Origin of the sequence: Microbacterium sp. Leaf179, assembly GCF_001423785.1 — a bacterium.
In the GTDB taxonomy this organism is placed as follows: Bacteria; Actinomycetota; Actinomycetes; order Actinomycetales; family Microbacteriaceae; genus Microbacterium.
In genome coordinates this window covers 351,796-372,997 of record NZ_LMPH01000002.1, presented here as the reverse complement: position 1 = coordinate 372,997, position 21,202 = coordinate 351,796, and the positions used below count along the sequence as shown (strand labels likewise).

16 protein-coding genes and 1 tRNA gene are annotated in these 21,202 nt (G+C 68.9%); 10 read left to right on the top strand and 7 right to left on the bottom strand.

The features are described 5' to 3' along the window. Nucleotides 1–47: 47 nt before the first annotated feature. Nucleotides 48–1,445: a threonine/serine ThrE exporter family protein gene (locus tag ASF96_RS09265; protein WP_055938378.1), complete on the bottom strand. Its 1,398-nt coding sequence runs from the start codon at nucleotides 1,443–1,445 to the stop codon at nucleotides 48–50. A 174-nt stretch (nucleotides 1,446–1,619) separates the two neighbouring features. On the opposite strand from ASF96_RS09265, the gene ASF96_RS09260 reads away from it, so the two are divergent. The 7 genes from ASF96_RS09260 to ASF96_RS09230 all read left to right on the top strand — a co-directional run bounded on the left by ASF96_RS09260 (nucleotide 1,620) and on the right by ASF96_RS09230 (nucleotide 9,128). Further along, on the top strand, nucleotides 1,620–2,906 hold the full coding sequence (locus ASF96_RS09260; RefSeq protein ID WP_055838480.1) for an aspartate kinase: 1,287 nt from the start codon (nucleotides 1,620–1,622) through the stop codon (nucleotides 2,904–2,906). Nucleotides 2,907–3,113: 207 nt separating this feature from the next. Next, nucleotides 3,114–4,184 carry an aspartate-semialdehyde dehydrogenase gene (locus ASF96_RS09255; protein WP_055938375.1) on the top strand — a complete coding sequence of 357 codons (1,071 nt, stop codon included), beginning with the start codon at nucleotides 3,114–3,116 and terminating at the stop codon, nucleotides 4,182–4,184. A 100-nt stretch (nucleotides 4,185–4,284) separates the two neighbouring features. Then, a complete protein-coding gene (locus ASF96_RS09250; protein ID WP_055838473.1) occupies nucleotides 4,285–5,757 on the top strand; it encodes a malate:quinone oxidoreductase in 1,473 nt (490 codons plus the stop codon). A 7-nt stretch (nucleotides 5,758–5,764) separates the two neighbouring features. Next, entirely contained in the window at nucleotides 5,765–6,370 is a 606-nt protein-coding gene (locus ASF96_RS09245; RefSeq protein ID WP_055838470.1) for a thymidine kinase, read from the top strand. Between the two features lie 49 nt (nucleotides 6,371–6,419). Continuing rightward, nucleotides 6,420–7,448 (top strand): UDP-glucose 4-epimerase GalE, encoded by a 1,029-nt coding sequence (gene galE / locus ASF96_RS09240; protein ID WP_055938372.1) that lies wholly within the window; start codon nucleotides 6,420–6,422, stop codon nucleotides 7,446–7,448. A 64-nt stretch (nucleotides 7,449–7,512) separates the two neighbouring features. Then, nucleotides 7,513–8,310, top strand: a complete 798-nt coding sequence (locus tag ASF96_RS09235) for a FadR/GntR family transcriptional regulator (protein WP_082509519.1) — start codon at nucleotides 7,513–7,515, stop codon at nucleotides 8,308–8,310. Continuing rightward, nucleotides 8,307–9,128, top strand: a complete 822-nt coding sequence (locus ASF96_RS09230) for a siderophore-interacting protein (RefSeq protein ID WP_055938369.1) — start codon at nucleotides 8,307–8,309, stop codon at nucleotides 9,126–9,128. Before ASF96_RS09235 ends, ASF96_RS09230 begins: the two co-directional genes overlap by 4 nt. Before the next feature lie 49 nt (nucleotides 9,129–9,177). On the opposite strand, the gene ASF96_RS09225 is transcribed toward ASF96_RS09230, so the two are convergent. Continuing rightward, the gene (locus tag ASF96_RS09225; protein WP_055938366.1) at nucleotides 9,178–9,957 is read right to left on the bottom strand and encodes an HAD-IIB family hydrolase; all 780 of its coding nucleotides are present in this window, start codon (nucleotides 9,955–9,957) and stop codon (nucleotides 9,178–9,180) included. Nucleotides 9,958–10,111: 154 nt separating this feature from the next. Then, on the bottom strand, nucleotides 10,112–10,477 hold the full coding sequence (locus tag ASF96_RS09220) for an META domain-containing protein (protein WP_055938363.1): 366 nt from the start codon (nucleotides 10,475–10,477) through the stop codon (nucleotides 10,112–10,114). A 160-nt stretch (nucleotides 10,478–10,637) separates the two neighbouring features. Between ASF96_RS09220 and ASF96_RS09215 the strand changes: the two genes are divergently transcribed. Further along, nucleotides 10,638–12,662 (top strand): S1 family peptidase, encoded by a 2,025-nt coding sequence (locus tag ASF96_RS09215; RefSeq protein ID WP_156458793.1) that lies wholly within the window; start codon nucleotides 10,638–10,640, stop codon nucleotides 12,660–12,662. A gap of 782 nt (nucleotides 12,663–13,444) precedes the next feature. On the opposite strand, the gene ASF96_RS16920 is transcribed toward ASF96_RS09215, so the two are convergent. Next, complete coding sequence (locus ASF96_RS16920; protein ID WP_156458791.1) at nucleotides 13,445–13,756, bottom strand: hypothetical protein; 312 nt, start codon at nucleotides 13,754–13,756, stop codon at nucleotides 13,445–13,447. Further along, entirely contained in the window at nucleotides 13,753–14,049 is a 297-nt protein-coding gene (locus ASF96_RS16915; RefSeq protein ID WP_156458790.1) for a hypothetical protein, read from the bottom strand. The genes ASF96_RS16920 and ASF96_RS16915 overlap by 4 nt, the downstream gene beginning before the upstream one ends. A 303-nt stretch (nucleotides 14,050–14,352) precedes the next feature. Here ASF96_RS16915 and ASF96_RS09200 point away from each other — a divergent pair, with 303 nt between their 5' ends. Together ASF96_RS09200 and ASF96_RS17540 are read left to right on the top strand one after the other, a co-directional pair. Then, on the top strand, nucleotides 14,353–15,690 hold the full coding sequence (locus ASF96_RS09200) for an SGNH/GDSL hydrolase family protein (protein ID WP_055938352.1): 1,338 nt from the start codon (nucleotides 14,353–14,355) through the stop codon (nucleotides 15,688–15,690). A gap of 97 nt (nucleotides 15,691–15,787) precedes the next feature. Next, nucleotides 15,788–18,994 carry an Ig-like domain-containing protein gene (locus tag ASF96_RS17540; protein ID WP_162239416.1) on the top strand — a complete coding sequence of 1,069 codons (3,207 nt, stop codon included), beginning with the start codon at nucleotides 15,788–15,790 and terminating at the stop codon, nucleotides 18,992–18,994. Nucleotides 18,995–19,325: 331 nt separating this feature from the next. Here ASF96_RS17540 and ASF96_RS09190 read toward each other — a convergent pair. After that, nucleotides 19,326–19,402, bottom strand: a tRNA-Pro gene (locus ASF96_RS09190). 166 nt (nucleotides 19,403–19,568) lie between these two features. Continuing rightward, nucleotides 19,569–21,092, bottom strand: coding sequence for a hypothetical protein (locus ASF96_RS09185; RefSeq protein WP_055938346.1), 1,524 nt, complete (start codon nucleotides 21,090–21,092; stop codon nucleotides 19,569–19,571). Nucleotides 21,093–21,202: the final 110 nt, after the last annotated feature.

The following is a 21,202-nucleotide window of genomic DNA, read 5'->3' as shown; positions in this document are numbered from 1 at the left end:
GCACGCTCTGGCTGCGGCCGCCCGACCCGCGCGACGCGGCGGGGCGCCTACCGTCGCGTCCGCGAACGCGCCCGCACGACGCTCGACAACGTCGCCCGCAACGGCTGCCCCAGATAAATGCCCAGCGAGGCCCCCACGGCCAGGGCGATACCGATCGTGGCCGCCCCGGCCAGGGTGGTGACGCCCGTCATGAGCACGGCCGGGTCGTCGCCCGACTCGACGATGCCGAGCAGTCCGCGAAAGACCGCGGCACCGGGGACGAGGGGCAGGATCGCCGCCGTCGTGATCGCCACCGAGGGCACGTGCAGGCGATAGGCGACCACGATCCCGATGAAGCTTCCGATGAAAGCGCCCAGCCCGCTGGCCGCCGCCACCTCGAACCCGAGGGTCGAGGCGCCCACGTACCCGGCCCAGGCCACCAGGCTGAGGGCTGCGCTGACGACGATGATGCGCGCGCCGGCGCCGTTGAAGACGGCCACGGCGATGGCGATGACCGCGGCGCCGATGAACTGCACGGTGACGGGGCCCAGCGGCAGGGCGTTCGACGGCGGCGACATCCCGAGTCCGATCACCCGCACGGTCTCGAGGCCCGCGAGGATGCCGAGCACCACGCCGAGCGTCTGCGTGGTGAGTTCGAGGATGCGCCCGGTCGCCGTCAGCGCGAATCCGTCGATGGCATCCTGGGCCGCGCCGACCACGGTGAGCCCGGCGAGCATGAGCACGATCCCGGATGCCACGATCACCGACGGGCGGATCGCCGCGGCGGCGTCGAGCCCGGTGTACTGCAGCAGCGGTGGCAGCGCGGCGACGACGGTGAGCACGAAACCCCCGGCGATCTGCGCGAAGAAGTAGGGAACGCGGGCGCGGGCCATCAGATGCTGGGTCGTGGCCGCCAGCGCGGCGGCGATGAACGACAGCACGAGGGCGAGCCAGTTCGCCCCGAACATGATGGCGACGCCGGCCGCGAGCGACGCCTGCGAGGCGATGACGATCGCGGGACGGTACCGGAACGGCAGACGCCGGATGGCGCGGCACCGGCTGATGGCGTCGTCGAGCGCCAGCCCGCCCGTGATCTCGGTGATGAGCGCCTGGAGGCGCTGGAGCTTGGCGTGGTCGGGCACCGATCCGCGCACCACGCGCAGCAGCGTCGTCGGGCGGCTCGCCCCCGGCCGACTGTGCGCGATCGTGATCGAGTTGTAGGTGACGTCGACGTGCACCGGGTCGAGTCCGTACGCGCCGCAGACCCGCACGATCGTCAGTGTCACCTCGCTGGCGGGTGCCCCGACGACGAGCATGGTCTCGCCGATGCGGATCGCGAGGTCGAGGATGCGCGTCGACAGCGCCTCGTCGATGACGGGCAGCAGCTGCGTGTCGGTGGTCGCCTCGTCGTCGGTGTGCACGAGACGGCGAAGCGACGACAGCAGTCGACGCGAGGTGGGGGACAACCGCGGGCCTCCAGGAACACGAACCGGGCGGGAGGGCTCGATCCTATCCGCGCGGGGCTGGGTGCACGCATGACGGGGGCGGCATGCGGCCGCCCCTAGGATGGGTCCTCGGGCGCGGCATCCGAGCGCCCCGTCGTGGCATCCCGACGCCCGACCCATCCGGGAGTTCCTCTTATGGCGCTGATCGTCCAGAAGTACGGCGGTTCCTCCGTCGCCGATGCCGAGAGCATCAAGCGGGTCGCGAAACGCATCGTCGACACGCGTCGCGCCGGTCACGAGGTCGTCGTCGCCGTCAGCGCCATGGGCGACACGACCGACGAACTGCTCGATCTGGCGAACCAGGTCGCGCCGATCCCCGCCCCCCGCGAGCTCGACATGCTGCTCTCCAGCGGTGAGCGCATCTCGATGGCGCTGCTGGCGATGGCGATCCACTCGATGGGCTTCGAAGCGCGCTCCTTCACCGGCAGCCAGGCGGGCATGATCACGGATGCCACGCACGGCGCCGCCCGCATCGTCGACGTCACCCCCGTGCGCTTGCGCGAAGCCCTCGACGAGGGGGCGATCGTCATCGTCGCCGGTTTCCAGGGCTTCAACCGCGACACCCGCGACATCACCACCCTCGGCCGTGGTGGCTCCGACACGACCGCCGTCGCGCTCGCCGCCGCCCTGAAGGCCGACGTGTGCGAGATCTACAGCGACGTCGACGGCATCTTCACCGCCGACCCGCGCGTCGTGCCGCTGGCCCGCAAGCTCGACCGCGTGGGCAGCGAAGAGATGCTCGAGCTCGCCGCCAACGGCGCGAAGGTGCTCTACATCCGCGCCGTCGAGTACGCCCGCCGTCACGGCGTGCTGATCCACGCGAGGTCCACGTTCAGCGCGGGCGAGGGCACCTGGGTGCTCGACGCCTCCAAGAAGTCCCCGCTCGTCCCCGAGGGAGCCACCATGGAAGAGCCCATCGTCGCCGGCGTCGCCACCGACCTCAGCCAGGCCAAGATCACCGTGATCGGTGTTCCCGACGTCCCCGGCAAGGCCGCCGACATCTTCAAGATCGTCGCGAAGTCCGGCGCCAACGTCGACATGATCGTGCAGAACGTGTCGGCCGCGGCGACCGCTCGTACCGACATCTCGTTCACGCTGCCCAAGACCGACGCCGCGACCGCCCTGCGCGCCCTCGCCGGCGAGCAGTCCGAGGTCGGGTTCGAGAGCCTGGTGCACGACGACCAGATCGGCAAGCTCTCGGTCGTGGGCGCCGGCATGCGCACCCACTCGGGCGTCTCGGCGACCCTCTTCGAGGCGCTCAGCCTCGCGGGCGTGAACATCGAGATGATCTCGACCTCCGAGATCCGCATCTCGGTGGTCGTGCGCGGCGTCGACCTCGCCGAGGCCGCGCGCCTCGTGCACACCGCCTACGGCTTGGACGGCGAGGCCGAGGCCACCATCCACGCCGGCACCGGCCGCTGACACTCCCGTCCGCGCGTCGCGGGTGCGAAACTGCTGAGTTCCGCTGCGCCGCTCGCGCGCATCCGCGCAATACCGCCATCCACCGGCGCATCCAGGTCGACTTCTCCGGAGTTCGGCCCCCGGCAGGCGACCTGTCCCTGCCCGCGCGCTAGCCTGACCCGAGCGCCGCGTCCGCGGCATCCACTCCCGAACACCCGAGGACCTCGCATGACCCGCATCTCCGATTCCGGAATCTCCCTCGCCGTCGTCGGCGCCACCGGCCAGGTCGGCACCGTCATGCTCGAGATCCTCGCCGAGCGTGCGTTCCCGATCCGCGAGCTCCGTCTGTTCGCGACGGCCCGCTCCGCCGGCTCGTCCATCGAGTTCGCCGGTCACTCCGTCATCGTCGAAGACGTCGCCACGGCCGACCCCGCCGGTGTCGAGGTGGCGCTCTTCTCGGCCGGTGCCACCGGCAGCCGCGCGCATGCCCCGCGCTTCGCCGAGGCGGGCGCCCTGGTCATCGACAATTCCAGCGCCTGGCGCATGGATGCCGAGGTGCCCCTCGTCGTGAGCGAGGTCAACCCCCACGCCATCGGCCAGGCCGTCAAGGGAATCGTCGCCAACCCGAACTGCACGACGATGGCCGCGATGCCCGTGCTGAAGGTGCTCGACACCGAGGCCGGCCTCGAGCGTCTCATCGTCAGCACCTACCAGGCCGTCAGCGGCTCCGGTCTCGCCGGAGCGCAGGAGCTGCTCGGTCAGGTCGAGGGCGTGCTCGCCCAGGGCGGCGTCGAGCGCCTCGTCCGCGACGGTTCGGCTCTCGACTTCCCGGCGCCCGAGAAGTACGTCGCGCCCATCGCCTTCGACGTCATCCCCTTCGCCGGCAACCTCGTCGACGACGGCCAGAACGAGACCGACGAAGAGAAGAAGCTCCGCAACGAGAGCCGCAAGATCCTCGAGCTCCCCGACCTCCGCGTCGCCGGCACGTGCGTGCGCGTGCCCGTGTTCACCGGCCACTCGCTCAGCATCAACGTCGAATTCGCCCGCGATCTCACCCCCGAGCGCGCGCGCGAACTGCTCGCCGAGGCCCCCGGCGTGCGCCTCGAAGAGGTCCCCACGCCGCTGCAGGCCGCCGGCACCGACCCCAGCTACGTGGGCCGCATCCGCGCCGACCAGTCCGCCCCCGAGGGCAAGGGTCTCGTGCTGTTCATCAGCAACGACAACCTGCGCAAGGGCGCGGCGCTGAACGCGGTGCAGATCGCCGAGATCGTCGCGCAGAAGCTCTCCGCCACGGTCTGAGCCTCGGCATCCGGATGCCGTTGCCCGGGGTTGTCTCGACATCGAACCGACCGATCTCTCGATGTCGAGACACCTCTCGGCGCGCACCTAGAATCGTCGGGTGACTGAAAACGTCGATGTTCTCCTCATCGGTGGCGGCATCATGTCCGCCACTCTCGGCACGCTGCTGAAAGACCTCCAGCCCGATCTGAAGATCGCTGTGCTGGAGCGCTTGAGCGACGTCGCGCAGGAGAGCTCCAACGCCTGGAACAACGCGGGCACCGGACACGCGGCGCTCTGCGAGCTGAACTACATGCCCGAGGGCAAGGACGGCTCGATGGATCCGGCCAAGGCCGTCGCCATCAACGAGCAGTTCCAGCAGAGCCGCCAGCTGTGGGCCTCGCTGGTGGCCGAAGGCGTGCTCGATGAGCCGTCGACGTTCATCAACGCCACCCCGCACATGACGTTCGTCCGCGGCGAGAAAGACGTCGCGTTCCTGCGCAAGCGCTACGAGGTGCTCAAGCTGCAGCCCCTGTTCGCGGGCATCGAGTACAGCGAGGACTCCCGCGTCATCAACCAGTGGGCCCCGTTGCTCATGCAGAAGCGTCGCAAGGGCGAGCCGTTCGCCGCCACGCGCGTCCCCGCCGGAACCGACGTCGACTTCGGCTCGCTCACGCGCCAGTTGTTCACGAACCTGCGCGAGAAGGGCGTCGACGTCGCCACGAACCACGACGTCAAGAAGCTCAAGAAGCAGAAGGACGGGTCGTGGCAGGTCTCGTACCGCCACGTCATCGGCGGTACGCCCGGATCGATCAATGCGAAGTTCGTCTTCGTGGGGGCCGGTGGCTGGGCGCTCAAGCTGTTGCAGCGTTCGGGCATCCCCGAGATCAAGGGCTACGGCGTCTTCCCGATCGGCGGACAGTGGCTGAAGACCTCCGACCCCGGCATCGTCGCCCAGCACCAGGCCAAGGTCTACTCGCAGGCGTCGGTCGGCGCGCCGCCCATGTCGGTGCCCCACCTCGACACCCGCGTCGTCGACGGAGAATCGGCTCTGCTGTTCGGCCCGTTCGCGACCTTCAGCCCCAAGTTCCTCAAGAACGGCTCGATGCTCGACATCGTCACGCAGGTGCGTCCGCACAACCTGCTGCCGATGCTCAAGGTGGCCGTCGACAACCCCGGTCTCATCAAGTACCTCGTGAGCGAGCTGGTGAAAACGCACGCGAAGAAGGTCGACAGCCTGCGCGAGTTCATGCCCACCGCGAAGGACGAGGACTGGGAGCTCCTCGACGCCGGTCAGCGCGCCCAGGTCATGAAGCGCGACAAGGACAAGGGCGGCGTGCTGCAGTTCGGCACCGAGGTCATCACCGCCGAAGACCGCTCGATCGCGGGACTGCTCGGCGCCTCGCCGGGAGCCTCGACCGCCGTGTCGATCATGCTGGGACTCATCAAGACGTGCTTCCCCGAGCGCATGGCCGAGTGGGAGCCGCGTCTGCGCACGCTGATCCCCAGCTACGGCGAGACGCTCAACACGCGTCCCGAGGCCGCCCGCACAGAGCTGGATGCCACGGCCCAGGCGCTCAAGATCAACGCCTGAGGTCGTCGTGGCGAAGCTGTACTTCCGCTACGGGGCGATGAACTCGGGCAAGTCGACGGCCCTGCTGCAGGCGGCGTACAACTACGAGGAGCGCGGCCAGCGCGTGCTTCTGGCCAAACCCGAGATCGACACCAAGGGTGCCGACCAGATCGACAGCCGGCTCGGTGTGAATCGCCCGGTCGACTTCCTGGTCGCTCCCGACGACGATCTCCGCGCCGTGTTCCAGAGCGCGGCGGGGCACGCCCCGGTGGCGTGCCTGCTGGTCGACGAGGCGCAGTTCTTCACCCCCGCGCAGGTCGACGACCTGCTGCGCATCGCGGTGCTCGACGGCATCCCGGTGCTCGCCTACGGCATCCGCACCGACTTCCGCACCGAGGCGTTCCCGGGGTCTGCGCGGCTCATGGAGATCGCCCACAGCCTCGAAGAGCTCAAGACCATCTGCCGGTGCGGGCGCAAGGCGATCTTCAACGCGCGGCTGGTCGGCGGTCGGTTCGTCTTCGACGGCGATCAGGTCGCGATCGACGAGGGCCAGATCGCGGGCGAGGTCACCTACGAGTCGATGTGCGCCGTGTGCTACCTGCGCGAGTCGGGCGGCCGGCTCGACGGTCGCTGACGGGCGCCCCGCTGCGAGGGCCGCGGGCGCCGGGCGATAGCCTGGGGTCATGCGCGTACTCCTGGCCGGCGGTGCCGGTTATATCGGAACCCACACGGCCGTAGCCCTTCTCGAAGCCGGGCACGACGTCGTCCTCCTCGACGACCTGTCGGGCACGCACGCCGTCGCCGCTGAGCGCGTCGAGCGCATCACCGGTAAGCCGGCGCCGCTCGTGGTGGGCGACGCCGCCGACGACGCGGTCGTGTCGGCCGTCTTCGACGAGCACGGCCCGATCGACGCGATCATCCACCTGGCGGCGTTCAAGGCGGTGGGGGAATCCACGCAGAAGCCGTTGGAGTACTACTCCAACAACCTCGACACGACCTTCGCCCTGCTGCGCGCCGGTATCGCCCACGGCATCCGCTCGTTCGTGTTCTCGAGCACCGGCACGGTGTACTCCGACCCGGCCGACCTGCCGTTCACCGAGGAGTCCACCACGAGCGTCGACCTGTCGAACGCGTACAGCAAGTCCAAGCGCATGAACGAGGTCGTGCTCACCGACGTGGCGCGCGTGAACCCCGAGCTCAACGTCACGGTGCTGCGCTACTTCAACCCCGTGGGGGCGCACCCGTCGGGCCTGATCGGCGAAGACCCCGCCGGCATCCCGAACAATCTCATGCCGTTCGTGTCGCGCGTCGCGATCGGAACGCTCGACGAGATCGGCGTCTTCGGCTCCGACTACGACACCCCCGACGGCACGGGCCTGCGCGACTACATCCACGTCGTCGACCTGGCCGAGGGGCACGTCGCCGCCCTCGAGCAGGCGCAGCCCGGTCACCAGGTGTTCAACCTCGGTACCGGTCGCCCCGTGAGCGTGCTCGAACTCGTCGCGTCGTTCGAGAAGGCCGTCGGCCACGATCTGCCGAAGAAGATGCTCGATCGTCGTCCCGGCGACGTCGCCGCGACGTACTGCGACCCGACGAAGGCCGCCGACGTGCTGGGGTGGCGCACGCGCTTCTCGATCGACGACGCCTGCCGCGACTACTGGAACTGGCAGACGACCAATCCGGCGGGCTACGCGAGCGCCGACGCCTCCTGAAGAGGGCACACGTAAGGTGGTGTGGTCCGGCCACGCCGCCTCGGCCGGTCGAACGGGGGATGCCATGCCGGACACCGCACCGCGCGCCTGGCAGGTCGTCCTGGAGCGCATCGAGGCCGACCTGCGCGATGGACGCCTCGCCGCCGGTGATCGGTTGACGCCCGAGCGCGAACTCGCTGCCCAGCTCGGGGTGGGACGCTCCAGCGTGCGCGAGGCCATCCGCGTGCTCGAGGTGCTGGGCGTCGTCCGCACGGCCACCGGCTCGGGACCGAACGCGGGGGCGATGATCGTCACCACACCGCGTGGGGGACTGGGGGCGTTCCTGCGTCTGCAGGTGGCCGCCAACGGCTTCCCACTGGCCGACGTCGTGCGCACCCGCGTGGTGCTCGAGTGCGACGTCGCCGAGCGCCTCGCCCGGGGCGACGCCGACCTCACCGAGGTCACCGGGATCTTGGATGCCATGGATGCCGCCGACCTCGACCCGGTCGAGTTCCTCGCCCTCGACGCGCGCTTCCACCAGGCGCTCGCCGAGGTGTCCGGCAACGCGGTCGTCTCGGCGATGATGGCGGGGCTCCGGAGCTCCATCGAGTCGTACACGCAGGCGGGGGCCGCGCGACTGAGCGACTGGCCCGCCACCGCCGCCCGGTTGCGCGGCGAACATCGCCGCATCGTCGCCGCCGTCTCGGCGGGCGAGGCCGCGCAGGCGCGCGAGAGCGTGCGCGCGCACATCGCCGACTACTACGCCCAGGTGGCGGTCGCGCTGAGTCCCGACGACCGCGGCGACGCCGCCGTCGCCGGTGCGGCGCGAGACGCCGCGACCGTGGACCGGGCCTCGATGCCCGCGAGAGAGGACCCCTCATGACCGACCGTCCCGCGCGTCCGCCGCGCCCCCAGCACGTTCTGCACGTCGTCGCGACGGAGCGGCTCACGCCGCACCTCGTGCGCGTGCGGGCACGGGGCGACGACCTCGCCGCGTTCCGAGAGAGCCCGCACACCGACAAGTACGTCAAGATCACGTTCGCCAAGGCGGAACTGGGATTGGAGCCGCCGTACGACCTGGCGGCGCTGCGCGAGACGCTGAGTCCCGAGGATCTTCCGGTCACCCGCACCTACACGGTGCGTCGGGTCGACGGTGACGAGCTCACCATCGACTTCGTCGTGCACGGTGACGAGGGCCTCGCGGGCCCCTGGGCGGCGTCTGCGCGTCCCGGCGACCGCCTGGTGGTGTCGTCACCCGGGGGAGGCTATGCGCCCGACCCGGCGGCCGCCTGGCACCTGTTCGTCGGAGACGAGTCCGCCATCCCCGCGATCGCCGCCGGTCTCGAGGCGCTAGCCCCGGATGCCGTGGGCACGGCCTTCCTCGAGGTGCAGAACGCCGACGAGCAGGTCGAGCTGGTCGCCCCGGCCGGCGTCGAGGTGCACTGGGTGTACCGCGGCGCAGCGCAGGCGGGTGCGTCAGCGGTGCTGACCGACGCGGTGGGCTCGTGGCATCCGCTTCCGGGGCGAGGCCAGGTGTTCGCCCACGGGGAGCGCGAGGCGATGAAAGCCCTGCGCGACATCGTCTTCACCCGGTGGGGTCTCGCCCGCGATCAGGTCTCGCTGTCGGGCTATTGGGCCTACGGCCGGACCGAGGACCGGTTCCAGGCCGAGAAGCGCGAGCCGATCGGTCAGATCCTCTGACACGGGCATCGCCGCGGCCTCGGCCCGGCTCACCGAGCCGGGCGCGACGTCAGGCGCCGGTGCGCTCCGGCAGCGTGGGCACGAGCGTCTCGAGGAACGCGGCGGTGTCCTCCCACCCGTGCACGGCCTGGCACTGCACACCCATCGCCAGCACGGGGTAGTCGTTGCCGTCGGGGTCGAGGCGGTCGCCGACGAAGAGCATGTCGTCGAGGGGGATGCCGGTGGCCTCGGCCAGCTTGTTCATGCCGTAGGCCTTGTCGATGCCGCGGTGGGTGATGTCGACGGACGTCGACCCGCCCGAGCGCACCTCGAGATCGGGGATGCGGGCGGCGACGGCGTCGCGCAGGGCGTTCTTCTTCTCGCCCGTCGGGTCCCACGCCATCTTCGCGTCGAGGGGAGCCGACTGTCCGAGCGCCGAGAAGGTGATCTGCGAGCCCCGGTCCTCGAGGATGTCGCCCCAGGGCTCGGCCTCCCACAGCCCCAGGCGCTCGGCCTCTTCCTTCACGGCGGCCAGGGCGCGCTGCTTCTCGTCGTCGGTGAGCGAGTGGGCGTAGACGGTCTCGATGCCGTCGGTCGACAGGCGGTAGTACTGGGTGCCGCACGTGGGCATGAGGTGCAGGTGTGCCAGAAGGGCCGGGTCGGCCTGCGGCAGACGCTCGACGACCTGGCTGCGGAACTGCTGCAGCTGCCCACCCGAGATGATCGCGACCTCGACGCGCTCGGCGAGCGCCAGGAGCAGGTCGCCGATGCGCGGATCGATCGCGGACTTCGACGGGGCGAGGGTGTCGTCGAGGTCGAAGGCGACGAGGCGGGGCGAGGCGTCGGACACGGTTCTCCTGAGGAGGTCGGTGGTCGTCGCCTCGCGGACGTGCGGGGCGCGGGCCGGCGGAGTGCGCTGCCTCGTCGATTCTACGGGCGAGGGTGTGCTCGCCCCGTCGACCGCGGAGACGGCCGAGGTGGGTGACCCGGTGAGCTGCGGCGTCTCACGCCGCGCGGGTCAGGGTGCCGATGCGCGTGCCGTCACGGTCGAACACCGTCATGGTGTCGCCGTCGACGCGCGCGCGGGCGGCGGTCCGCAGCCAGGTGTCGACACCGAGGCAGGCCTTCATCGTCGACATCCCCCGCCGGAACTCGAGCGCATCGCCGTCGCGCACGTAGGAGCCGGCGACCCCGTTGCAGCCGTCGCTGCCGCGCAGATCGCCGTCGGTGAACTCGAGGAATTCGGAACCGTGCCCGTTCCAGCGACCCTCTTCTTCGGCGGGGGAGGACCCATTGATCCGCCCGCCGCCGGACACCATTCCGATTCCGACGAATGCAGTTGCGGCGAGGGCGAGAATGCGGGGGAACATGAGAGTCTCCTCATTTACGAACGAATGCGGAAAAAAAGTCATAAAGAACTATCAGGTTGTCGTAGGGTAGGCCGCGACGCTGAGAGGTGGGTGGGGACCCGAATGGCGATCCCCGTCCTTCTCGTTGTGCGTTTTTCCATCAAACACATGAGATGAGACGATGACACGAAACATGAAGCGTTTGGGGTGGGCCGGAGCATCGGCCGCCGTCGCGCTCACCGCGTCCGGTCTGCTGGCCCCTGCTGTGGCCTTCGCCGGTGAAGACCAGTCGACCGCCCCCACCACGGGCCCCGAATTCGATGCCACCGCGCAGCGGCTCATGACGAGCAGCGACCAGGTGCAGGGCGTCGCCAAGGACGGCTCGGGCAACGTCGTGGTGTACACCACGGCCGACGAAGCCGACCTCCAGGGTGAGGCCAAGTCGTTCGTCGACACGAAGTCGAACGTCGTCGTCAAGAAGATCGACCCCATCAAGGCTGCCGCGACCAACGACCTCGTCGGTGGCGCCGGATACCTTTCCCCCGCCGGTGGCAACTCCGTCGCCCTCTGCTCGGTCGGTTTCACCGGCTGGACGCCGCAGGGTGACCCCGCGGTCATCACCGCCGGTCACTGCAACGCCGACGGCTCCCTCACCGAGAGCCTGCTCTCGCTCCCCTCGGGCGACCCGGCCGGCGGCGGCGACAAGAACAACGCCGACATCGCCGTCAAGGCGCCGCTCGGCACCCTGGCGTTCTCGCAGTTCGGCGGACCGGGCAACACCCCGGGCGCCGAGGGCGACACCTCGTCGGTCGACATCGCCACCATCGATGTGACCAACACCGACCTCGACCTCCTCCCCGAGATCACCGACTGGACCACGGCCTCGTCCGAGGACCTGTCGGCGTCGACGACCGACGTCCGCGCCATCGGCTCGGCGCAGGTCAACCAGCCGGCTTCCAAGTCGGGCCGCACGACCGGTCTCACCACCGGTAACGTCACCGGCGTCGAGGGCTGGATGCGCGTCGCCGAAGAGAACGACGTGCGTTGGGTCTACGGATTCGCCGTCGAAGGTGACATCGACACCGTTCAGGGTGGCGACTCCGGTGGAGCCGTCTTCCAGGGCACGACCGCTGTCGGCGTGGTCTCCGGTGGTAACGAGACCGGTACCTTCCTCTGGGCCGCCGACTTGCAGGCCGGCCTGGCTCGCACCGACGGCTACTCGGTCGCCGTGAAGGTCGACGCTCCCGCACTGACGACCCCCGCCGATGGCGGCACGGTCGGCGTCGGCGGCGCCATCTCGGGCACCGCCCCCGCGGGCACCACCCTGAAGGTCACCCCCGAGGGTGGCGACACCTTCGACGTGGCCGTCGACGGTTCGGGCAACTGGAGCTTCACCGCTCCCGACAAGCTCGGCACCTTCTCCTTCTCGCTGCGCGCGGTCAACGGCTTCAACAAGTCGGCTTCGGTCGACGCGTCGGTCGAGGTCAAGGCGGAGGCCCCGGTCATCACGAGCCCGGCCAACGGTTCGACCGTCGAGAACGAGGTCACCTCGATCTCGGGCACCGGCCTCGCCGGCGCCACCGTGACCCTCGCGGGTGACGCGAAGGGCAGCGCCAAGGTCGCCGCCGACGGCACCTGGTCGGTCACCACCGACCTCGCCATCGGCACCTACTCCGTCACCGCCACGCAGGCGCGCGACGGTCAGACCTCGGCCGAGGCCACCTCGTCGTTCACGGTCGCCCCGTCGGCTCCGACCATCACGGGCATCCAGGACGGTGCCTCGTACTCGGGTGCGGCGATCCCCACCTCGGTCTCGGGCACCGGTGTCAACGGTGCGGCGATCTCGGTCACGATCAACGACGCGAAGGTCGGCGAGACCACCGTCAAGGACGGCAAGTGGTCGATCGTGCTGAAGAACGCTCTCGGTGAAGGCGCCTACGCGGTCGTCGCCACCCAGACGGTCAACAGCGTCTCCAGCTCGGCTTCGGTCAGCTTCTCGGTCGCCGCGGCTCCCGCCCCGGCGCCCTCGCCCTCCGGTACCCCTGCCCCCGGTGGCAACCCCGGTAACGGCAACGGCAACGGTGGCGGCGGCCTCGCCGTGACCGGTATGGGTGACCCGACTCCGCTGGCCTGGGGTGCTGTCGCGCTCCTGCTCGGTGGCTTCGGTGCCTTCGGTTACCGTCGTCTGCGCCGCGCAACCCGCTAAGCGCGTCTGAAGAGCACCCCCGGTGCCTCCCCGTTTCGGGAGGTACCGGGGGTGCTTTTTGTCGCGTGGGCCGTTCCCGTCGCCGCGCGGACGTCGTGTCCTCGAAGGTCCCCCGGAGGGCACGTTCATTCCGGTTGATCGAAGGGGCGCAGAAGAATGCGAGAGCACGGGGATCATTCCTCGCGCTTCGGCTTCGCCGGCTGACCCGAGAATGCGGGCTTCGCAGCTGCCGGCGTCCACGTCGCTGTGACGTTCGCCGTACGGAGAGAATGCCCCCGCTCTCTCGCGAACATTCGCACGGCCTCGAGAGAACCAGAAAGGCCCCCCGCTTCGCGGAGGGCCTTCTGTGATGCAGTGGTCGACCTGATACACCTCTGTTCCCGAAATTCGACCACGGTGGTCGGCCGCCCCGCAGCGGACGCGTTTGAAACGGAACGTGGCCTGGATCAGCCAGGTGAAGCACCGTCTGCGCCGCGTCGCTGGGCACGACTAAGTTCCACCAACCGTGCCCGAGTGATTGAACGGTACGAGGCGGGGGAGATGTCGACGACCCTCGCTGTGGAGTTTGGAGTCGCCAAAACGACGATCCTCGCCATCCTGCGCGAAGCAAGTGTCGTGCGACGTCGGCAGTCCCTGACGCCCCAGCAGGTTACCGACGCATCGGCACTTTACGAATCAGGGCGGTCCCTATCCCAGGTCGCCGCAAAGATGTCGCTCAAACAGGACACGATACGACTCGTCCTGAAGGCTGCTGGCGTCAAGCTGCGGCCGCCGACGGGAGGCTAGTCCTTCTTCGGATCCTTCGACTTCTGCATCTCGTCCATAGCGTGTTCCAGAAGTGCCCTCGCGATGCGTTCGTAGTCGATCTCGGGTCGAGCCAGCGCCCGGACGCGAATGGTTCCTCCTCTGCGCTTACCTCGCGTTCCTGATCGGCTCACAACAACAGGAGGGTCCTGCCTCCGCGCGAGCGCTGCGGTCATGACCGTTTCGAGCTGAGAGAAGGCGCGACCTGCTTGCTGAGGCAGGCTTGGTTCCTGCGCAGTTGCGTCCTTGCGCAGCGCAATGGCCTCGTCATCACTCAGGTCTTTGCTCACGGCGTAGAACCGATCTCGTACATCGCAGATTCCAGTAGCGCCCTCGCGAGGCGTTCATAGTCGATCTCGGGTCGAGCCTGCGCACGGACGCGGATGGTTCCTCCTCTGCGCTTGCCTCGTCTTCCGGGTTGCGCGGTGACAGGAGAAGAGTCGTGCGTGCGCGCAAGCGCTGCGCTCATGACCGTCTCGAGCTGAGCGAAGGCGCGGCCTGCGTGCTGAGGCAGGCTTGGCTCCTGCGTCGTTGCATCCTTGCGAAGCGCGATGGCCTCGTCATCACTCACGGCTTTGGTCATGGCATAGATCCGATGCAGGTCACTCTCGTGGTCGCCTGGCGGAAGGGGAAGGCGGCACCGGCCACGTCCGCGTCGGAGGGGCAGCTGGCCGTGGCGTAGGCAGCGGGATGAGCGACGTGGAGGGGTCGATCTCACTACCGTCTATCGCGCCCATGCCCTCGCGAGGTTGACGCCGATGAGTTCGACGCGACGCTAACCGAGCCGCGATCCCTCGCGGACTGAACCAAAACTTGTCACCGTTCGTTCCCTACGCCGACGTCGCCGACTCGTTTACACGGGCGAGTGCCCGCAGTGTGAACTGGTATGGTGAACCCCGTGCTGAGGATCCGATTTCGCCAGACTCCCATCATCCTCGGCAGCATCTCGGCTATCGTCACGTCGCTCACGTTCAGCGCTTCAGCAATGGCTTCGACCGACACCCCCTCAGATATCCCGGCGTCACACGACGCCCCACTGCACTATGTCGCCCTGGGCGACTCGTATTCCGCCGGTTTCGGACTGATGCCATTCAGTGAGTCGCCTGCATCCGGCTGTTTTCAGGCGGAAGCGAACTACCCTCATCTGGTGGCGAGCGCTCTGGGTCTCGATCTCGATGACCGTACGTGCAGCGGGGCGGTGACCGCGAACATCATGAGCGCACCGCAGACTACAATCACTGGCCAGGGCGTCGCGCCCGTACAGGCCGACTCCTTGTCGGCTGACACCGACATCGTGACCGTTTCGATCGGTGGTAACGATCTCGGGTTCGCTGATGTCGCCGCAAGTTGTCTCGCGCAGGCGGCGGATGGTCCGCTCTTTCTCCCCGATTTCCAGAATTGTCGATCGCTCTACGTGCAGGGATCGAGCCATTTCGAGATCGATACCCTCGCGGCCAAACTCGACGGTACGGTCGTGCCGGCGCTCCGACAAACTTTCGCGGTGATTGCTGCGAAGGCGCCGAATGCAAAGGTGTTCGTGGTCGGCTATCCGGCGATCGCTCCCAATGTCGAGAACGTCCCTGCAGGCGGATGCTTCACCCCGATGATCAATGTTGACGGCACGTACCCCGTCAACGCTTTCCCGTTCACCCGCATCGATACGGGCTACCTGCATCAGACCGAGGTCCGGCTCGACGACGCCATCCGCACCGCCGCAGAGGGAGCCGGAGCGACCTATATCTCCACCCTCGAGCAGACCGAGACCCACTCGGCGTGCGCGACAACGGATCCGTTCATCAGCGGCATCACTCTCGTGACGTCAGGCTCCGGCACCCCCACGGGAATCCCGGGCCTCTCCGTCGCGCTGGGCGCTCTGCATCCGAACAGCGCCGGCGTGGGCTTCCTCGCCACGAAGGTCGGCGCGGCGGTCGCCGAGGCCGTCAACGCGCCGCCCCCTCCCACCCCTACGCCCATTCCCGCTCCCACCTCGTCGGCGCCATCGCTGCCGGACAGCCGCCCCGGCACAACCCCCGGTGCGCCCCCGACCGCCGTGCCCGCCCCGATATCGCCCTCGCCGGCTGTGGCGGCCGGCTCGATGTCGCGTCCTGTGCTTGCCAAGACCGGTGTGGACCCCCTTCCTCTCGGCCTTGCGGGCTTCGTGATACTCATCGTCGGCACCCTGACGATCACTGGTGCTCGCCGCCGCCGCACACCCCGTCCCTGAGTCGTTCGGTCGCCGCCACCGTTGAGAGGCTGTTATGGCACATCGGTTTCCCCCTCGTCTGCTCATGGTCTGTGTCGCTGTGATCAGTGGTGTGTTGATGCTGCCCACGCCCGTGGCAGCGGAGACTGTCACCGGAGAATCCGCGACGTCGACGGTGCCGGTCACGCCCACGCATCGCACCTTCACGGATGGCCGCATGACCGCCGAAGTTTTCACCTGCGACGGTGCCGAGACGCAGACCTACACCGTTCCCGCAGGGGTCACAAGTCTCTACATCGAGGCGGCAGGAGGCGAAGGTGCCACGCCTAACGCGGCCACCAGCGGCTATGGCGGCAGAGGAGGGGAGACTTCCGGGTCTCTGTCGGTAACTCCTGGGCAGAAGTTTGACGTGCAGGTCGGCTGCGCCGGCGGTTCGCAGGGCGGCGCCTCGGCGTACGCGCAAGGAGGCGCCCGGGGAACGGGCTGGTCGGACATCTCGGTATTGAGCTATTCGTTCGGATACGACGGTGGAGCCGGCGGAGGCGCCACGGCCGTCCTGGACGATGGCGAAGCTGTCATGGTCGCGGGCGGAGGGGGAGGCGCAGGCGGCGACGCCCCCGACTGCATCGAATCAGCCACCGACACGGACCAGACAGTCCCGGCCTACTTCTTCTACTGCAACGGCAGCCCCATGCAACAAGGCGGAAACGGGGGCGACGGCAACGGTTCAGCGGGAGGAGTGGGCGAGCTCAATCCCGCTCCGTCAGCGGCCGGCGGAGCTGAGTGCAGCGAGTCGTCGACGGGCGGCGCGGGTTCCGACTTCGACCAACTCGGCGGGGGCGGCGCGGGCGGCGGAGGCGGGGGTGGTGTTCGCGGAGGATGCGGAGGCTCGGCAGGTCAGGCGATGGAACTCGATCCCACCGACACCGCTCCGAACAACGGGCAGGCGGGCAACGGCGGAGGCGGTGGCACCTCGTTCATCGCGGCGACCGTGCACGGCGGTCACCAAGGCGTCGCCGACGTTGCGGGAGACGGTTACGTGCTCTTCCTCACATCCACCGACGAGGTGCGCACCACTGACTTCGGCTTCACGGGGGGTGAGCAGACGTTCTGCGTGCCCGACGGAGTCGACCAGCTCTTCGCCGAAGTCCAGGGGGGTGCGGGCGCCGGAGGCGGGCCAGACTTCCCGGGCGTCGGTACAGGCGGCTCCGCCAGCGGCATCCGTGCCGTGTTGAGCGTCAACGAACGACGTCTGCTGCGTGTTGCCGTCGGCGGCTACGGGGGCGCTCAGGGTGGATGGGGCGATGGCCACGGGGGTTCTCGCGGCGACGGGGAGGACGCCGTCGTAAAAGATGGTGCCGGCGGCGGCGGATCTTCGGCCATTCAGGAGTCGAGCACGCGGTGCGGCACCTCCGAGTTGTCGGGGCTCAGCGACCTCATCGTCGCGGGAGGCGGCGGAGGCGGCGGAGGCAATGGCTTTTTCGCGGATGGCGGACGCGGCGGAAGCGGCGGGCTCGATGCCGGGGACGGCGAGGACGGGGACAACCCCAACGGCGGGCCCGGTGGCGGCGGGGGCGACGCGGGCGACCGGGCGGGCGGTGACGGCACTGACAGCACTACAGGAGGAGGGGGAGGCGGCGGCGGCGGAGGCCTCAACGGTGGCGGCACGGGCCACGCACCGCACGACGGCGACACGGGCGGCGGGGGAGGCGGCGGCGGCGGTCGCTCCTTCGTCGCGTCCTCTGCCGGCTCTGTATCTACCTACCTCGGGCCCAACGGAGACCAGAGCAGCGAGGGCGACGGGCACGTGCGGCTCGTCGTCCCTGTCCCCTCGACCAGGAGCGCCGTGACCGTCGTCTCCGGGAGCGAGCAGATCGCTTTCCCCGGGCAGAACTTCGCGCAGCCGGTGGTGTTCCGCTATGTCGACGCGCTCTCCGATGCACCCGTAGCGAATATCCCGATCCGTATGAGCGTCGTCTCCGACGGTCCTGTGCCTGCGACGTTGGAAAGTTCGGCGCCGGGCGAGAGCGTCGTTCTGAGCACGGATGCCAGCGGTGAGGTCGAGGTGTTCTTGCGGGCCCAGGAAGGTGTTCCCGTGGCGAGCTACGTGGTTCGCGCAGAACGCGACGACGACCCCGCGCACCTCATCGGTGTTGCGGAGGCTCGAGTCTATAACGTTGGGTGGCCAACGGCCATGACACTCACTTCCGACGAGGGAACCCAACCCTCCGACGGCGCGACTCCGAGCTACACGGCGACCGTGAGTTCGCCGAGTGATGGGGGTTCCGCGGTTACCGAGGGAACCGTGCAGTTCAGCGTCGATGGCGTGGCCCTCGGCGGTCCGGTCCCGGTCGATGCGGGCGGCGTATCGGTGAGTGACAACGCTCCGCCGCTCGCTCCCGGGCCGCACCACATCCTCGCGAACTACACGGACGCGAGCGGGCAGCACAGCGCAACGTTCACAAGCCTCGGGCAATCGGTTCGACCGAGCGTGATCACTTTGCTGTCGCTTTCGTCGTCGGCGGCCGACCCGGTCGAAGGCGACCTGGTCACGTTCACCGCCGCACTCACATCTTCGGTCGATGTCGGTAGCTATGGCGGGACGGTGACTTTCGCGGTCAATGGCGCCGATGTTACTTCTCCCGTCTTCGTCGAACCAGACGGGACCGCATCCTCCGGTCCTATCGAGCTCCCGTTTCCCGCCGACCTGGGAGTGGGCGGCGCGCAACTATTCGATGTTTCTGCGCGCTACTCAGGAGAGGCTCTACATCTTCCTTCTACCGCCTCGATGTCGCAGTCGATGCGTTGGGCGACGGATCTCGCCGCGTCCGCGTCACCGATCATCGCTCATCAGGGGCAAGGGATCACTGTCACCGGGGAGATCCTCGGAACGTGGCCGGCCGCCCTGTATCCGGCGCACACCGGAACGATGCAGCTCTTCCTCGGCGCGGAGGCGCTCACAGAGCCCTTTCCCTTCACGGGGGCTCTCACGGCGACATCACCGACGGTGTCTACCTTGACGGCGGGTATCCATGAGATCACGCTCGTCTACTCGGGCGATGCCAATTACGGCCCCGCGACCAGTGACACCATTCACGTGATCGTGTTGCCGTTCGACCTATCCGACCCTTCAATCGCGAACCCGCAGCCAGACGACGGCTCACGAACGGGAACCGCCCCCGACGCGCGGACACCGGCATCCGAGAAGAATGCCGAACTCCCCGCGACCGGTTCCGAACCGCTGACCCTCGCCCCTCTCGCGCTTCTGCTGCTCAGCCTCGGTCTCGTACTCTCTCGGCGGGTGCGCCGCAAACGGCCCTCCTAACCACCCGGCGATCCCTTCCGCAGCGGCCGTTCGGGTGGGGCGTGAGGAACGAATCGGTGACAGGTTGACCTGTAACCAATTCGTTCCTCACGCTCAGATGTCCTCGCGGGACTCTTCAATAAATTTACTGTCCATCGCGACGAGCTCGGCGAGGTCGTCCTTGCTGCAGAGCGCACGGTGATCAACGCGGCCGTCCAAGAATTGAACGGCCGCTGCGGGAATCACGTCACCCCAGCAAAAAGCGAGGAAGCCTCCCGCATATCTACGGAAGGCTTCCTCGCTAGCACCTTTGAAACTGCTTCTTCGTCCAAAGGTTGGAACATTCTTGAATTGGTCGGGGTGACAGGATTTGAACCTGCGGCCTCGTCGTCCCGAACGACGCGCGCTACCAAGCTGCGCCACACCCCGTTGCAACTAGGAAAGTCTACCCCGTCGGGCGGCATGCTTCGAACCATTGCGGGATTCGAGCGCGTTCGGGAGGGCGTGTTCCGGTGTCCTGGTTCGTCCACGTGGGTTTCGTCCGCGCGGCGCCCGCGCAGGGAGGCCGCGCGTGACGCAGCGGCCTCCCTCCGGCTCAGGACCGCGGAGTGCGACGTCGCCGGGCCGTGTGGGCCGCGACCAGCCCCGCACCGAGCAGCACCGCCGCGAGGCCGCCAGTGGCGCCGAGCGAGGCCGTCGTGACCCCCGTGGCCGCCAGCACGGGTACCGCGGGCAGCGCTGCGGGTGGCGCCGTCGGGAGGGCAGCCGGCACGGGAACCACCGTGGCCGCGGGTGTCAACGCGGGTGTCGGGTCTGTCGGGGGCGTCGGAACGAGCTGCTCGGTCTGCGTGGGCGAGGCGAACCGCTCCACCCACAGGAAGGACGGCGGCAGGTGCGGCACGACATCCGCATCTTGCGCGGAGCGCTCGATGCGCCAGACGGCCGTGTACACACCGGCGCCCGGCAGATCCGCCTCGGTCTGCACGGTGTACGTTCCCGCCCCCTCGAGCGGATCGGTGCGCAGCGTGAGCTGGGCCACGGGCTTGAGAGACGCCGGGACCTCGTCGGCCTCGGCGGGGAATGCGCCCGTCCGGTAGACGTCGGCGGTGGCCGAGAGGATGACGAACGACCCGTCCGCCCGGCGCGGCCACACGCCGTCCTGTGTCGACACGGTGACGTCGTCGACGAAGCGGCGCCCCTCGAGACGGGCGATCGTCTGCACGCGCGGCGAGAACTGCACGGGCCGGGGCGCGGCATCCTGGGTCGAGAGTTCGAACGTCTGGGCGCCGGCGGGGCCGGCGGACTCCTGCTGATCGGGTGTCGAGTAGTACCGGATGGCGGCGGCGCGCACCGAGAAGGAGCCCGTCGCGCGCACCGTGTAGGGCCGCCCGTCGTCCGAGGCCGAGGCGGGGGCGATGATCGCGTAGGTCGCACCCCCGCGCACGTCGTGTCGATCGGCGGACCCCGTGTCGGCGAACACCGCGTTCTGCAGATGCAGCGTGCCCGTGGCATCCGGGTCGACGTCGACGGAGAGTGTGCCGCGCGTGGGGTCGTCCTGCGCCGCCGAGAGCGTCAGCGAGCCGCCGGTGCGGGGCACCCGGATCGCCTCCGCTTCGGCGAGGTACTGCAGGGTGCGTTCCTGGATCGCAGCGCTGTTCTCGGGGCTCGCGCGACGCATGATGAAGTCGATGGCCTCCGGCAGCTGATCGCCCGAGTACCCCCACGAGTGGAGCGTCGTGTCGCGGTCGACGATCGCCTTCACGGCCCAGCCCACACTGGCCGCCTGCACGGCGTCGTCGGTCTGGCCGTACGTGCTGACGAGGTGGTTGATCGAGACGAGTTGCTGCGGGCTGAGGCCGTTCACGTCGGAGGTGACGCCGTGGTCCGTCGTGGGCCCGGTGGCGACGGGCAGACCCGGGTGGATGCAATAGGTGTGCACGTCGCCCACTCGCATGGAGCCGTGCCAACCGGTGCGCGAGAGGGGAGCCCAGGTGCCGAAGCCGGTGCCCTGATCGGCCGCGTGGGCGACCGGAGCGATGGTCAGGCTGCTGAGCAGCACGGCCAGGACGGCCAGGAAGGCCGGGAGGCGACGGCGGGTGGGCGGGGGAGCATGGTTCATGCGGAGTCCCTTCGGTCGAGGAGACTCGATCGTGCTCGCTGAAGGGATGCCCCGGACGGCGAAAGGGGCCGTTCCGTGGAAGGAACGGCCCCTTTCGAGGATGGGGAGAA